The sequence below is a fragment of the Delftia sp. WSY_22 genome (genome assembly GCF_043104185.1).
In the GTDB taxonomy this organism is placed as follows: Bacteria; Pseudomonadota; Gammaproteobacteria; order Burkholderiales; family Burkholderiaceae_C; genus Comamonas; species Comamonas tsuruhatensis.
On record NZ_JBICKN010000028.1, the window covers coordinates 1 to 14,216 of the forward strand.

Annotated in this window: 11 protein-coding genes and 1 pseudogene; 9 read left to right on the forward strand and 3 right to left on the reverse strand. The window is 67.9% G+C overall.

Annotation, left to right across the window (positions count from 1 at the left end; translation table 11 throughout):
- From ACF8NF_RS15565 to ACF8NF_RS15595, 7 genes and pseudogenes are all read left to right on the forward strand, one after another.
- Positions 1–123, forward strand: a pseudogene (locus ACF8NF_RS15565) (electron transfer flavoprotein subunit beta/FixA family protein); the annotation flags it as partial.
- 14 nt (positions 124–137) lie between these two features.
- Positions 138–1,070, forward strand: coding sequence for an electron transfer flavoprotein subunit alpha/FixB family protein (locus ACF8NF_RS15570; protein WP_392450822.1), 933 nt, complete (start codon positions 138–140; stop codon positions 1,068–1,070).
- A gap of 124 nt (positions 1,071–1,194) precedes the next feature.
- Complete coding sequence (locus ACF8NF_RS15575; protein ID WP_252651469.1) at positions 1,195–2,181, forward strand: tripartite tricarboxylate transporter substrate binding protein; 987 nt, start codon at positions 1,195–1,197, stop codon at positions 2,179–2,181.
- Positions 2,182–2,267: 86 nt separating this feature from the next.
- Complete coding sequence (locus ACF8NF_RS15580) at positions 2,268–3,812, forward strand: class I adenylate-forming enzyme family protein (protein ID WP_016450811.1); 1,545 nt, start codon at positions 2,268–2,270, stop codon at positions 3,810–3,812.
- A 59-nt stretch (positions 3,813–3,871) separates the two neighbouring features.
- Entirely contained in the window at positions 3,872–4,642 is a 771-nt protein-coding gene (locus ACF8NF_RS15585) for a class II aldolase/adducin family protein (protein ID WP_012203336.1), read from the forward strand.
- 8 nt (positions 4,643–4,650) lie between these two features.
- A complete protein-coding gene (locus ACF8NF_RS15590) occupies positions 4,651–5,580 on the forward strand; it encodes a glyoxylate/hydroxypyruvate reductase A (protein WP_074924314.1) in 930 nt (309 codons plus the stop codon).
- 154 nt (positions 5,581–5,734) lie between these two features.
- Positions 5,735–6,730, forward strand: coding sequence for a tripartite tricarboxylate transporter substrate binding protein (locus tag ACF8NF_RS15595; RefSeq protein ID WP_154835712.1), 996 nt, complete (start codon positions 5,735–5,737; stop codon positions 6,728–6,730).
- A 50-nt stretch (positions 6,731–6,780) separates the two neighbouring features.
- Here ACF8NF_RS15595 and ACF8NF_RS15600 read toward each other — a convergent pair whose 3' ends face one another.
- Positions 6,781–7,800 carry a GlxA family transcriptional regulator gene (locus tag ACF8NF_RS15600; protein ID WP_017406210.1) on the reverse strand — a complete coding sequence of 340 codons (1,020 nt, stop codon included), beginning with the start codon at positions 7,798–7,800 and terminating at the stop codon, positions 6,781–6,783.
- 96 nt (positions 7,801–7,896) lie between these two features.
- Between ACF8NF_RS15600 and ACF8NF_RS15605 the strand changes: the two genes are divergently transcribed.
- On the forward strand, positions 7,897–9,273 hold the full coding sequence (locus tag ACF8NF_RS15605; protein WP_392450823.1) for an amidohydrolase: 1,377 nt from the start codon (positions 7,897–7,899) through the stop codon (positions 9,271–9,273).
- Positions 9,274–9,361: 88 nt separating this feature from the next.
- Here the strand turns inward: ACF8NF_RS15605 and ACF8NF_RS15610 are convergent, their stop codons facing one another.
- Both ACF8NF_RS15610 and ACF8NF_RS15615 read right to left on the reverse strand, forming a co-directional pair.
- The gene (locus tag ACF8NF_RS15610) at positions 9,362–9,931 is read right to left on the reverse strand and encodes a VUT family protein (RefSeq protein ID WP_074924322.1); all 570 of its coding nucleotides are present in this window, start codon (positions 9,929–9,931) and stop codon (positions 9,362–9,364) included.
- On the reverse strand, positions 9,928–11,712 hold the full coding sequence (locus ACF8NF_RS15615; RefSeq protein WP_392450824.1) for an NAD(P)/FAD-dependent oxidoreductase: 1,785 nt from the start codon (positions 11,710–11,712) through the stop codon (positions 9,928–9,930). Before ACF8NF_RS15615 ends, ACF8NF_RS15610 begins: the two co-directional genes overlap by 4 nt.
- 673 nt (positions 11,713–12,385) lie before the next feature.
- On the opposite strand from ACF8NF_RS15615, the gene ACF8NF_RS15620 reads away from it, so the two are divergent.
- Positions 12,386–14,212 (forward strand): filamentous hemagglutinin N-terminal domain-containing protein, encoded by a 1,827-nt coding sequence (locus ACF8NF_RS15620; RefSeq protein WP_392450825.1) that lies wholly within the window; start codon positions 12,386–12,388, stop codon positions 14,210–14,212.
- Positions 14,213–14,216 lie beyond the last annotated feature (4 nt).

Below are 14,216 nucleotides of genomic sequence, written 5' to 3' on the forward strand. Positions count from 1 at the left end.
GATGTGGCCCCGCGCCTGAAGACGCTCAAGGTGGCCGAGCCCGCCAAGCGCGGCGCTGGCGTGAAGGTGCCCGATGTGGCGACCCTGGTCAGCAAGCTCAAGAACGAAGCCAAGGTCATCTAAAGGAATTCGCAGACATGACATCCCTCGTTATTGCAGAACACGACAACGCTTCCATCAAGAGCGCCACGCTGAACACCGTCACTGCGGCCCTGGCCTGCGGCGACGACGTGCATGTGCTGGTGGCGGGCGAGAATGCCGGCGCCGCTGCGCAGGCTGCGGCCCAGATCGCCGGCGTTGCCAAGGTCATCCACGCCGACGGCGCCAGCTTGAAGGACGGCCTGGCCGAGAACATCGCGGCGCAAGTGCTGGCGATTGCCTCGAACTACAGCCACATCCTGTTCCCCGCCACCGCCAGCGGCAAGAACGCCGCGCCGCGCGTGGCCGCCAAGCTGGACGTGGCCCAGATCAGCGACATCACCAAGGTGGACAGCGCCGACACGTTCGAGCGCCCCATCTACGCGGGCAACGCCATTGCCACGGTGCAAAGCAGCGACAAGATCAAGGTCATCACCGTGCGCGGCACGGGCTTTGACGCAGCGGCCACCACGGGCGGCAGCGCCCAGGTGGAGCAACTGGCGGCCGCTGGCGACAGCGGCAAGAGCAGCTTCGTGGGCCGTGAAGTGACCAAGAGCGACCGCCCCGAGCTGACGGCCGCCAAGATCATCGTCTCCGGCGGCCGCGCGCTGGGCAGCAGCGAGAAATTCAACGAGGTCATGACCCCGCTGGCCGACAAGCTGGGCGCCGCCATCGGCGCCAGCCGCGCAGCGGTGGACGCAGGCTATGCGCCCAATGACCTGCAGGTCGGCCAGACCGGCAAGATCGTGGCGCCCCAGCTGTACATTGCGGCCGGTATTTCCGGCGCCATCCAGCACTTGGCCGGCATGAAGGACTCCAAGGTGATCGTGGCGATCAACAAGGACCCCGAGGCACCGATCTTCTCGGTGGCCGACTACGGCCTGGAAGCCGACCTGTTCCAGGCCGTGCCCGAGCTGGTGCAGTCGCTGTAAGAATGCAAGGCGCCGCACCGGGAGGCGGTGCCAACGGGCCCGGTGAAGTATCCGGGCCCTGGCCAGAGCGGCACACAAGGCATGTGCCCCGGCCCCACCTGGTTCAGAGATGCAGGAGACAGACATGCAGATTTCCATTGGCCGCCGCAGCCTTGCGCTTGCGGCTGTTGTCTTTGTGGCCACCACGGGCGCCAGCGCGCCGGCATGGGCCCAGGCCAGCGACTTTCCCACGCGCCCGATCACGCTGATCGTGCCCTTCCCCGCAGGCGGCTCCACCGACCGCCACATGCGCACCCTGGCCGACATCGCGGGCAAGCAGCTGGGCCAGACCATCATCGTGGAGAACAAGCCCGGCGCGGGCGGCACGCTGGGCCCGGGCAACATGTCCCGCACGGCCAAGCCCGATGGCTACACCATCACCCAGTTCCCCATGTCCATGCTGCGCATGGCGCACATGCAGAAGACGGCCTGGAACCCGGTCACGGACTTCACCTACATCATCGGCGTCTCGGGCTACACCTTCGGCTTCACGGTGCGCTCGGACTCGCCCTACAAGAGCTTCAACGAATACATTGCCGCCGCGCGCAACAGCCCCGGCAAGATCGAGTACGGCTCCACCGGCATAGGCTCCTCGCCCCACCTGCTGATGGAGGAGCTGGCCGAGAACGCCAAGGTCACGCTCAACCACGTGCCCTTCAAGGGCAACGCCGACCTGCAGCAGGCCCTGCTGGGCGGCCACGTGGCCGCGCAAAGCGATGCCTCGGGCTGGGACACCTATGTGGATGGCGGCCAGATGCGCCTGCTCATGACCTTCGGCGAAAAGCGCACCCAGCGCTGGCCCGACGTGCCCACGGCCAAGGAGCTGGGCTATGGCGTGGTCTCCACCTCGCCCTACGGACTGGCCGGCCCCAAGGGCATGGACCCGGCCGTGGTGCGCAAGCTGCACGACGCCTTCAAGAAAGCCATGGATGACCCGCGCCACATCGAGGTGCTCAAGCAGCTGAACCAGGACGCCTGGTACCGCTCCGGCGCCGACTATGCGCAGTGGGTGCGCGAGGCGTATGCCAAGGACAAGGTCCTGATCGACCGCCTGGGCCTGGCCGCCAAGTAGGCCTGTCCTCCAACGCGCCCGCAGGGCCAGGGGGCTGGCGGGCGCAGTCCGCTTGAGATTCGTGAATTCCTGGAACGGAGCCCCTCATGACTGTTACCCTGCCTTCGCCCGATGCGCCCTTCACCACGCTGGCCGAGCTGATCCGCAGCCACGCGCGCCAGCAGCCTGCCCATGCCGCGCTGCGCGACGACCAGCAGACGCTGAGCTACGCGCAGCTTGATGCCCTCATGGACCGCGTGGCCGCCGCGCTGCAGCGCGACGGCGTGCAGCCTGGCCAGGCGATTGCCATCTGCGCGTTGAACTCGGTGCGCTATGCCGCGCTGTTCCTGGGCGCCTTGCGCGCGGGCGTGGTGGTTGCGCCGCTGGCGCCGTCCTCCACGGCCGACAGCCTGGCCTCCATGCTGCGCGATGCCCAGGCGCGCCACCTGTTCCTCGACAAGGCGGCCCAGGACCTGGTGCCTGCCGACGGCGCCCTGCAATGCATCTCGCTGGACGGCGCCGCGCCCGGCCGGGCCTTTGACGACTGGCTGGCGCCCGAAGGCGCGCAGCCCGCGCCCGTGAGCGTGGAGCCGGCCGCGCCGTTCAACATCATCTATTCCTCGGGCACCACGGGCACCCCCAAGGGCATCGTGCAGTCGCACGGCATGCGCTGGGCCCACATCAACCGGGGCAGCGTCTACGGCTATGGCCCCGAGGGCACGACGCTGCTGGCCACGCCGCTGTACTCCAACACCACGCTGGTGGTGTTCTTCCCCACGCTGGGCAGCGGCGGCTGCGTGGTACTGATGCCCAAGTTCGACGCGGCCCGCTACCTGCAGCTGGCCCAGCAGCACCGCGTCACCCACACCATGCTGGTGCCCGTGCAGTACCAGCGCATCATGGCGCTGCCGCAGTTCGGCGAGCATGACCTGTCCAGCTTCCGCGCCAAGTTCTGCACCAGCGCGCCGTTCCGGGCCGAGCTCAAGGCCGACGTGGTGGCGCGCTGGCCCGGCAGCCTGACCGAGTTCTACGGCATGACCGAAGGCGGCGGCACCTGCATCCTCGAAGCCCATCTGCACCCGGACAAGCTGCACACCGTGGGCAGGCCCGCCGAGGGCCATGACATCCGCCTCATCGACGAGGACGGCCGCGAGGTCGCCCCCGGCGAGGATGGCGAGGTCGTGGGCCATTCGGCCAGCATGATGACCGGCTACCACGGCCAGCCCGCCAAGACGCGCGAAGCCGAATGGTTCGACCCCACGGGCAAGCGCTTCATCCGCACGGGCGACGTGGGCCGCTTCGATGCCGATGGATTCCTCACCTTGTTCGACCGCCGCAAGGACATGATCATCAGCGGCGGCTTCAACATCTACCCCAGCGACCTGGAAACCCAGCTGCGCGCCCACCCGGCCGTGGACGACGTGGCCGTGGTCGGCGTGCCTTCCGAGCAATGGGGCGAGACGCCCGTGGCCTACGTGGTGTCGCGCGCGGGGCAGCCGGCCCTGCCCGAGGACATCATGGGCTGGTACAACCAGCGGGCCGGCAAGACCCAGCGCCTGGCGGACCTGCGCTTCATTGCCGAGCTGCCGCGCAGCGCCATCGGCAAGGTGCTCAAGCGCGAGCTGCGCGACCAGTACGCGACGGGGCGCTGAACCGGCGGATGCTTTCTCCAAACGATGTCCACCACGATGTCCACCAAGAGGTACACCCCATGAGCAACGACACCACGATGTCCGAGGTCCGCCGCCAGGTGACGGCCGAGGAATGGCAGACCCGCATCGAGCTGGCCGCCGCCTACCGGCTGGTCGCCCACTTCGGCTGGGACGACCTGATCTTCACCCACATCTCGGCGCGCGTGCCGGGCCAGCCCGACCAGTTCCTGATCAACCCCTACGGCATGCTGTTCGACGAGATCACCGCGTCCAGCCTGGTCAAGGTCGATCACGAAGGCCGGCCGCTGATGGAGACCGAGTACGACGTCAACCCGGCCGGCTTCGTCATCCACAGCGCCATCCACGACGGCCGCCCCGAGGTGCAGTGCGTGCTGCACACGCACACGCGCTATGGCGTGGCCGTCTCGGCGCAGAAGGAGGGGCTGCTGCCCATCTCCCAGCAGTCCATCTTCCCGCTGGCGCGCCTGGCCTACCACGACTACGAAGGCGTGGCCCTGCGCGACGACGAGAAGCCGCGCCTGGTCGATGACCTGGGCGCCAGCAACTTCCTCATCCTGCGCAACCACGGCCTGCTGACCTGCGGCCGCAACGTGGCCGAGGCCGTGCTGGCCATGTACACGCTGGAGTCGGCCTGCCGCATCCAGATCCTGGCGCAGTCGGGCGGCGGCGAGCTCACGCGCATCCCGCAGGACATCATTGCCGACGCGGTCAACCAGTCGCGCCAGGTCACCAAGGGCAAGGGCGCAGGCCTGGCCTGGCCCGGCCTGCTGCGCCGTCTGGACCGCATAGACCCTTCTTACAAGGACTGAAGGAAACCATGGGAATTCTGGTCAATATCCACCCGAGCATGGGCGCGCCCATCGTCGACTCGCTGCGCGCGCTGGCGCCCGGCGTGCAGGTCTGGGGCCACCGCGAGGAGGCGCCGGCCGATGCGGTCGAGGCCATGCTCGCCTGGAGCCTCAAGCCGGGCGTGCTGCCGGCCTATCCGGGCCTGAAGCTGCTGTGCGCGCCCAGCGCGGGCGTGGACAAGCTGCTGGCCGTGCCCGACCTGCCGGCCGGCCTGCCCGTGGCGCGCACGGTCGATCCGCAGCAGCATGTGGAGATCGCCCAGTACGTGGTCGGCACCGCGCTGCGCCACACGCGCGAGCTGGACCTGTTCGCGCGCCAGCAGCAGGCCGGCGACTGGCTGCGCCGCCCCGTGCGCGCCAGCGCAGACTGCCGCGTGGGCATCCTGGGCCTGGGCGAGGTCGGCCGCTTCGTGGCCGGCGCCCTGCAGGCCATCGGCTACCCCGTCGCAGGCTGGAGCCGCAGCGCCAAGAGCATTGCAGGCCTGGCCACGCACAGCGGTGCCGAAGGTCTGAAGCAACTGCTGTCCACCAGCGACATCCTGGTCTGCGCCTTGCCGCTCACGCCCGAGACGCGCGACCTGCTGGACCGCCGCACCCTGTCCCTGCTGCCGCGCGGCGCCTACTTCATCAACGTGGGGCGCGGCGAGCAGGTGGTGGAAGACGACCTGCTGGCCCTGCTCGACGAAGGCCACCTGGCCGGCGCCGCGCTGGACGTGCTGCGCGACGAACCGCCCCAGCCCGGCAACAAGGTCTGGGGCCATCCCAAGGCCTTTGTCACGCCGCACATCGCGGCCCAGGCCTCGGCCGACACCGTGGCGCGCCAGTGCCTGGAGAACCTGCGCCGCCTGCGCGCGGGCGAGCCGCTGCTCAACCTTGTGGATGTGGCGCGGGGGTACTGAGCCCTTTTTCCATCCGACGCTGCGCTGTTGCGTGGCGTTTTTTCATCGCTGGGCCGCCCTAAGATGAAAAGCGGCCCCCTTGGGGGGCAGCGGACCTTGCGCAGCAAGGGTAGCGTGGGGGCCATTTTTCAACTTAGAAGAATCCAGAGACACCATGCCTTCGACTTCCCGCCGCGGCTTTTTGCAATCGACCGCTGCCGCCGCTGCAGCAGCCACCACCGTGCTGGCCCCCTCGGCCTGGGCCCAGAGCCCCTGGCCCTCCAAGCCCATCCGCATCGTCGTTCCGTACACGGCAGGCGGCTTCACCGACCAGATGGCGCGCCTGCTGCAGGTCGGCCTGCAAAAGGCCCTGGGCCAGCCCGTCATCGTGGAGAACAAGCCCGGCGCCAACAGCATCATCGGCGTCGACCAGATCGCCAAGGCCGCGCCGGACGGGCACACCTTCGGCGTGGTCATCGCGGCCTATGCGGCCAACACCACGCTCTATCCCAAGCTGCCCTACAACCCGAAGAAGGACCTGGTCGGCGTCTCGCTGATGGGCGTCTCGCCCCTGGTCGCTGCCGTGGCCATGAATGCGCCCTTCAAGACCACGCCCGAGCTGATCGCCTATGCCAAGGCCAATCCCGGCAAGGTGGGCTTCGGCTCCTCGGGCAGCGGCTCCAGCGCCCACCTGACCACCGAGCTGATGAAGCTGCTCACCAGGACGGACATGGTCCACGTGCCCTACAAGGGCGCCGCGCCCGCGCTGGCCGACCTCATGGGCGGCCAGATCCCGCTGTTCCTGGACCCGCCGCCCAACCTCATCCAGCCCGCCAAGGCCGGCCGCATCCGCCTCATCGGCGTGGCCAGCGACAAGCGCCTGGCCGCGCTGCCCGACGTGCCCACCTTCGTGGAGCAGGGCTACGACGGCCTGCTGGGCAGCACCTGGGCGGCCATGATCGCGCCGGCCGGCGTGCCGCGCGAGATCGTGCAGCGCATGTCCGCCGAGGTGTCGCGCATCATCCGCAGTGCCGAGGTGTCGCAGCGGCTGGAGCAGGTGATGGGGACGTTTGCGGAGGGGTCCACGCCTGAGGAGTGCGATCGGTTCATTGCTGCCGAGACGGAGAAGTGGGGGAGGGTGATTCGGGAGGCGAAGGTGACGGTGGACTGAGTCTTTCTTGTTCTCGGGTCTGTTTTTTGACCCGGCAGGGGCAAAAACAATCAGGCAGCCCCCACCCTCCACCGCCTCCTCGGCGCCCTCAACGCATGCCTTTCCCGATAGGCAGCAGGCGCCATCCCCACATACCGCAAGAACACCCGCCGAAACGCCGAGGCATCCCCATACCCGCAGGCCAGCGCCACGGACGGTACGCTCTCCAGCGTGATCTCCAGCAGCACCCGGGCCCGTGCGCAGCGCAGGCGGTGCAGGTGGTCCAGCGGGCTGTGGCCCAGCTCCTGCTGGAAGTGGCGCAGCAGGGTGCGCGGGCTGGTGGATGCCGCGTGCGCGAGGGCCTGCAGGTCATAGGGCTGCTCTACGCGCGCCTCCAGCCAGGCGATGGCATGGGCCAGCACGCTGTTGCGCGTGGCGGGAATGCGGCGGTCCTGCAGGGCGGCCCGGGTGGCGCGTTCGCGCTGGGCATCGGGCTGCAGCACGGCGGCCAGCGCTGCGGCCAGGTCGTCGCCGAAGGCATGGCGTGTGAGCGCGACGGCCATGGGCGCCAGGGCCTCGGGGTGGGAGGCGCTGAGCCAGGGCCTGTCGTCCACGAAGGGCTGGCCCTCGGCCAGTTCGATGCCCGGGAAGTCCAGGCCGAAGCCGCCCATGAAATACCAGGGCAGGGCCACAAGCCGGCCCTGGCAGCGGCCGCCCGCTGCCGCAAACCAGGCGGCGCTGCCCAGCGTGCAGACGGCCAGGCCCTGGTCGAAGGCCGTGGTGATGCGGCGCACGAGGGCCGGATGCGCGGCGACGATGTCGCGTATGGAGGGAATGTCAGGGCAGTGCAGCGCGCTCACGAAGACGGCCTGCGCGGGCCCTTCGGCTGCCGCGCCTTCGTCCGCGTGCGGCATGGTGGGCAGGGGCCGGCCCTGGCCGTCGACCCAGCGCCAGCCAAAGCGCGGCGTTCGCCGGCCCAGGCGCAGGCTGGCGACCAGGTTGGCGCTGCGCAGCATCTCCACCAGGTGCGCGGCGTGGCCGATGGCGCTGTGCTCCAGGCAGGGCAGCTCGATGACAAAGGTCCGGGGCATGGCGATTCTGGCTCCTCGAATGGCGATTTTGACGTGCCCGTCATACGTGCTTCACTTTTAGCATGGCTGCTTGTGCCACTTTCCAGGACCACGAAGATGCTCCACACCAGCGCCGAGACAAAGCCTTCCTCCTTCCCGCGCACAGGCCTGCGCTCCATCGCCCTGGCCGGGCTGCTGACCTGCGGCCTGCCACTGGCGGGCAGCGCCCAGGGGCTCGATGCACAGGGCCTGGCGGCCCTGGATGCCGCCATCCAGCCGCTGGCGCCCAAGATGGTGGAGTGGCGCCGCGACATCCACCAGCACCCCGAACTGTCGGGCCAGGAAGAACGCACGGCCAAGGTGGTGGCCGATCATCTGCGCCGCCTCGGCATGGAGGTGCAGACCGGCGTGGGCGGCACGGGCGTGGTGGGCGTGCTGCGCGGCGGCCGGCCGGGCAAGACCGTGGCGCTGCGTGCCGACATGGACGCGCTGCCCGTGGCCGAGAAGACCGGCCTGCCCTTTGCCTCCAAGGCCAAGGCCCAGTACATGGGCAAGGAGGTTTCGGTCATGCATGCCTGCGGGCACGATGCCCACGTGGCCATGCTCATGGGCGCGGCCGAGGCGCTGGCCGGCATGCGCGCCAAGCTGCCCGGCACGGTGAAGTTCATCTTCCAGCCCGCCGAGGAAGGAGCTCCCGTGGAGGCCGATGCCCACGGCCATGTGCCCAGCTTCGGCGCCAAGGCCATGGTGGAGGCCGGTGTGCTCAAGGACGTGCAGGCCATCTACGGCCTGCACATCACGTCCAACCTGCCGTCGGGCATGGTGGGCTACCGCAGCGGGCCGCTGATGGCGGGTTCGGACAGCCTCAGCATCCAGGTCGAGGGCCGGGGCGGCCATGGCTCGTCGCCGTGGAATGCGGTCGATCCCATCGTCGCTGCCAGCCAGGTGGTGCTGGGCCTGCAGACCGTGGTCAGCCGCCAGCTCAACATCAGCCTGGAGCCGGCCGTGCTGACGATCGGCTCCATCCAGGGCGGCACGCGCTACAACATCATCCCGGACAACGTGGAGATGCAGGGCACGCTGCGCACCTTCGACGAGGACATGCGCCAGGAGGCACACAAGCGCATCACCGCCACGGCCGAGCAGATCGCGGCATCCAGCGGCGCCAAGGCCAAGGTGCGTTTCGGTCCCGTGGCCTATCCGGTGACCACCAACCCCGCCGCACTGACCGAGGCCTCTCTGCCCGCGCTCAAGCTGGCCATGGGCGGCAAGGCCATGGTGATTCCCAAGGTCAGCGGCTCCGAGGATTTCTCGGAGTTCCAGAAGGTGGTTCCGGGCTTCTTCTACTTCCTGGGCGCACCGCCGGCCGGCCAGGATTTCGCGAAGGCGCCGTCCAACCACTCGCCGCTGTTCGATATCGACGAGAAGCAACTGCCCACGGGTGCGCGCTCACTGGCCGCGCTGGCCGTGGACTATCTGCAGCGCAACCCATAGTTATTCGACTCGCCCTGAGCGGCGGAAGCCGCTTCCCGTTGCACGGTGCCCCTGGCTTGAGATCGAGTCCGTGCGAACCGCGTCGGCTCTATTTGGCGCTGGCGATTGCCGATGGGCCTTTCCACCACCGGGCGATGGCAAGGCGGAACGGCAGCAGCAGCGCCACGCCCAGCACCAGCTTCACGCCCAGGTCGCCCAGGGCCCAGGTCACCCAGGGCTCGGCGGCGCCTGCGAAGGCGATGCTCCAGAACAGGAAGGTGTCCAGGCAGGCGGCCAGCAGCGTGGCCACCAGGGGGGCACGCCACCAGCGGCCCGCACGCAGGCGGTGGAACACGCCGATGTCCAGCCACTGCGAGGCAATGAAGGCTGCGCCCGAGGCCAGCGCGATGCGCGGCGGCGCCAGCACCAGCGAGGCGGCCACGGCCACGGCAAAGCCCACCCAGGCCACGCGCCGGGCCTGCTGCGGGCCGAAGCTGCGGTTGACCAGCTCGCTCACCAGGAAGGCGAACGGATAGGTGATGGCGCCCCAGGTCAGCCAGTCGTTGATGGCGTACTGCACCAGGATGTTGGACGACAGCACCACCACGCCCATGGCCGCAATGGCGGCCAGCAGCTGGGTGCGCGAGGGGGCGACGAAACGCGGCGGACGCGGTGTCATGCTGCGCCACCGGAGCCGCGTGCCCCCGACGAGGGCAGGGGCAGCCCGAGGATGGCGCAGGCCACGGCCTCGCCCACCTTCACGCCATCCACGCCGGCCGACAGGATGCCGCCCGCGTAGCTGGCGCCTTCGCCGGCCGGGTACAGGCCGCGCGTGTTCAGGCTGTGGAAGTCCGCGCCGCGCTCGATCTTCACGGGCGAGGAGGTGCGCGTTTCCACGCCGGTGAGCACGGCATCGTGCATGTCGTAGCCGCGGATCTTCTTGCCGAAGGCGGGCAGCGCCTCGCGCATGGCCTCGATGGCATAGGCGGGCAGCACGTGGTGCAGGTTGGTCAGCGTGATGCCGGGCTTGTAGGAGGGCTCGACCTCGCCCAGCGCGGCCGATTCCTTGCCCGCGATGAAGTCGCCCACCAGCTGGCCCGGCGCGTTGTAGTTGCGCCCGCCCAGCAGGTAGGCCTTGGTCTCCAGCTGGCGCTGCAGCACGATGCCCGACAGCGGGTGCAGCTCGCCGTCCTTGAGGTTTTCCACGCCATGGGTCTTGCCGTCGAAGGCCCAGGCAAAGCTCTTGGCATCGCGCGGGTAGTCGGAGGGGTCGATGGCGCAGACCATGCCGGCGTTGGCATTGCGCTCGGCGCGCGAGTACTGGCTCATGCCGTTGGTGACCACGCGCTCGGGCTCGCTGGTGGCCGCCACCACGGTGCCGCCCGGGCACATGCAAAAGCTGTAGACCGCGCGCCCGTTGCTGGCGTGGTGCACCAGCTTGTAGTCGGCCGCACCCAGCAGCGGGTGGCCGGCATGCCTGCCCCAGCGCGCGCGGTCGATCACGCTTTGCGGATGCTCGATGCGAAAGCCCACCGAGAACGGCTTGGCCTCCATGTGCACGCCGCGCTCGTAGAACATGGCGAAGGTGTCGCGCGAGCTGTGGCCCAGGGCCATCACGGCATGGTCGGTCTCCAGCCACTGGCGCTCGCCGCTGTCCTGGTCCAGCACTTCCAGGGCGGTGAGACGGCGGTCCTTGCCCTCGCCTTCGATGCGCATGTCACACACGCGCTGGCCGAAGCGGATCTCGCCGCCCAGGCGGATGATCTCCTCGCGGATGCCCTCGACCACCTTCACCAGCTTGAAGGTGCCGATGTGCGGGTGCGCGGCATAGAGGATCTCGGGCGGTGCGCCGTGGGTGACGAATTCCTGCATCACCTTGCGGCCCAGGTGGCGCGGGTCCTTGATCTGGCTGTAGAGCTTGCCGTCGGAGAAGGTGCCTGCGCCGCCTTCGCCGAACTGCACATTGGACTCGGGCACCAGCTCGCGCTTGCGCCACAGGCCCCAGGTGTCCTGGGTGCGCTCGCGCACCGAGCGGCCGCGCTCGATCACGATGGGCCTGAAGCCCATCTGCGCCAGCACCAGGGCCGCAAAAATGCCGCAGGGCCCGAAGCCCATCACCACGGGCCGGCGCTGCAGGTCGGCAGGCGCCTGGCCCACGGCATGCCAGCGCATGTCGGGCGTGGGGTTCACATGGGCATGGCTGGAGAACTGTTCCAGCAGCGCGGCTTCCTGGCTCTCGTCGGCCAGCGTCAGGTCGACGATGTAGACGGCCAGCAGCTCGGACTTGCGCGCATCGAAGCTGCGCTTGTGCACATGCACGGAGGCAATGGCCTCCTCGGCAATGCCCAGCTGGCGCGCGGCCAGGGCACGCAGCGGCTCCAGGGGCAGGTATTCGGTGTGGCTGTCGGGGTGGTATTGCACCGCCGACAGGGGCAGTTTCAGTTCAGAGACGCGGATCATGGCTTGTACCTATCAAGCAGAGGGCCGGCGATGGTAAGCCAAAGCGCCAGGCGGCACATTCCGCCATGGCCACGCCCTTGGAGCACGCTCGGGTTCGCAGGTGGCGCACAGGTTTCCGGCCGGCACGCCTGGAATGCGGGAAGACCTGTGGCGGGAAGCATCCGGCCGACGGGCGTATGGCCCGGGTAACTGCACTGGCGTGATTGGCGTTATCGCCCTGGCCAATCGGGCGACGGAAAAAACGAATGCCATATTAATGGCATGCTAATCAATTAGGAGTGGTCTGATTTTTTCCAGAAAAATTAGATATTTCCTAGGATGAAAATCCCATTGTCAAAAAAAGTGTATTGGCGATAGCGGTGATTTCGCTGATCATCTGCTCCCGCTGTCAGTGGGCTATGGGCATAGCCATTGGCAGTGGAGATTTTGAAAGAGAGGGTTGCCGGCAAAGGATGCCATGTGCCGGCAATGGAGTTCAACCAGATGGACAGGCTGGCTACAGTACCCGGTGCCTGGGCGCGGCTGGCTATGCAATATGAAGAAATCAATGAGAGGCGCCGCGCTTTGCGGTGCGCTGGGCGTCATTGCCTGCGGTTGGGGGACAGTGGGGGAAGTCCGGTCGGAGGTAGTTTCCAGGGTCACGGCCCTGCCAGATTCCGCCACGCGGGTGAACATGGGTGATGGTGGCCGCGTGCAGGTCACGCCGGCCCAGGTCACGGACGGTGTTTCATACAACGGCTTCAGCCAGTTCGATGTGGGCAAGGCTGGGCTCACGTTCCTGAATGAGGGCGTCAAGGCGCGAACCATCGTGGCCGAGGTGTTCTCCGCCGCGCCCTCGCATATCACAGGAACCATCGATGTCAATGGCCCCCGCGCCAATCTGATTTTTGCGAATCAGAACGGCATACGCGTCAATGGAGGCAGCTTCGTCAATTTCGGCAGCGTTGCCCTGACCACGGGCGCCGTGACACTGCGCGATCAATTGCAGTCTTCGGGCTATGTCCAGCGGCTGGTGGATGTCCATACGAAGCAAGGCGAGATCGTGATTGGCGAGCAGGGGGTCACCGGCAATCTGATCCGTCTGGAGATGATTGCCAAGAGCATTGCCCTGCAGGGTGCCGTCACCAACGAGTTCTCATCGTCAAGCGCCCTGGTCCGCATGGTGGCCGGGGAATCCACGGCCCAGTTCGATACGGCGGCGTCGCCAACGGACAACTTGACGCCATGGGTCTACTACGAGGGCGGGAAGGCGCGCAGCACCGCATTGGCTGTGGACCTGAATGCGGATTCCAAGGTCACCTCCGGGCGTATCGAGATTCTGGTGACCGACCAGGGCGCCGGTGTGCGCAACCAGGGGCAGATGGTGGCCTCGGCCGGGGATTTCCGGCTGACCAGCACGGGACAGCTGGAGCAGATCGGCGGCAAGGTGCAGGCCCAGGGGCAGGTGGACATACGCTCCCGGGATATCGCGCTCGTTTCGCGCGGCGACGAGACCAGCTTGCTGGCGGCCGGCAGCCGTGTTCGCCTCCAGGCCGAAGGGGCCATCCGCAACCTGGGCGGCGAGATATCCGGCCAGCAAGGCGTGGGCGAGGCAGAGGATGCCCATGCCGTCGTGCTCAAGGCCGGTGGCGGCATAGAGCACAGGACGCCCGTGGGGGCCGCGAAAACCGCGCTGATCTTCGGCAAGGAAGGCTCCGTGCTGCTGGACAGCGGGCAGGGCGTGGATTCCATCAACGCACGCATCGTATCCAACAGCGATCTGGTCATTCGGGGAGCTGCGGATGTGCGCAACGAAAGCGTGCACATCGCCGGTGCCGGCCTGGAAGATTGGGCATCGCACAGCGTCTTCAAGCGCAGGAAAGGCTACAGCGTGGACATGGGCGAGCTGGCCGATCCTGCCAACCAGGCCTACTGGGTGGCGCAAGGCAATGTGCAGGTCAAGGCGCGCAACTTCTCCAACCTGGGCGGCCATGTGTTCTCCAATCAGGGCGGCATCAAGATAGAGGCGCAAGAAAGCGTCGTGACCAAGGCGCACAGCATTGGCGGATTCGAATACCGGCAAAGCTGCTTCCTGTTCGTCTGCAGGCGCACAGCCTCCTCCAACGAGGCGCTGGTGGGCGGGCAGATCATGGGCGCCGAATCGGTCGATATACGTGCTGGCGGGCAGATCCTCAACGATGCCGGCCAGGTCTACGCAGGCAAGGGCATGACCCTGGAGGCTCCCGAGATCATCGCGCGAGGGCGCCCCGTGCATACCGTCATCCTGCGTGACAAGGGCCTCAAGGCCCTGTTCGGCGACACCTGGGCCAGGATCTATGCCACCGACCAGGGCGGCAGCTACACCGTCCAGCAAGGACGGCTGGTTCTCAAGGGGCTGGCATACCAGGACGGCGGGGTGTTGCAAGCCTCCGAAGGCGTGGACGGCGCCATCGAGGTGATTCGCAAGCCTTCCCGCGATGCGGTGCGCATCGAGGACCACCTCGGCATCTTCTGGTGGTGAACCG

Coding starts and splice junctions, on each gene's coding strand:
- ACF8NF_RS15570 (WP_392450822.1), top strand. CDS start 138: ATGACATCCCTCGTTATTGCAGAACACGACAACGCTTCCATCAAGAGC.
- ACF8NF_RS15575 (WP_252651469.1), top strand. CDS start 1,195: ATGCAGATTTCCATTGGCCGCCGCAGCCTTGCGCTTGCGGCTGTTGTC.
- ACF8NF_RS15580 (WP_016450811.1), top strand. CDS start 2,268: ATGACTGTTACCCTGCCTTCGCCCGATGCGCCCTTCACCACGCTGGCC.
- ACF8NF_RS15585 (WP_012203336.1), top strand. CDS start 3,872: ATGAGCAACGACACCACGATGTCCGAGGTCCGCCGCCAGGTGACGGCC.
- ACF8NF_RS15590 (WP_074924314.1), top strand. CDS start 4,651: ATGGGAATTCTGGTCAATATCCACCCGAGCATGGGCGCGCCCATCGTC.
- ACF8NF_RS15595 (WP_154835712.1), top strand. CDS start 5,735: ATGCCTTCGACTTCCCGCCGCGGCTTTTTGCAATCGACCGCTGCCGCC.
- ACF8NF_RS15600 (WP_017406210.1), bottom strand. CDS start 7,800: ATGCCCCGGACCTTTGTCATCGAGCTGCCCTGCCTGGAGCACAGCGCC.
- ACF8NF_RS15605 (WP_392450823.1), top strand. CDS start 7,897: ATGCTCCACACCAGCGCCGAGACAAAGCCTTCCTCCTTCCCGCGCACA.
- ACF8NF_RS15610 (WP_074924322.1), bottom strand. CDS start 9,931: ATGACACCGCGTCCGCCGCGTTTCGTCGCCCCCTCGCGCACCCAGCTG.
- ACF8NF_RS15615 (WP_392450824.1), bottom strand. CDS start 11,712: ATGATCCGCGTCTCTGAACTGAAACTGCCCCTGTCGGCGGTGCAATAC.
- ACF8NF_RS15620 (WP_392450825.1), top strand. CDS start 12,386: ATGGGTGATGGTGGCCGCGTGCAGGTCACGCCGGCCCAGGTCACGGAC.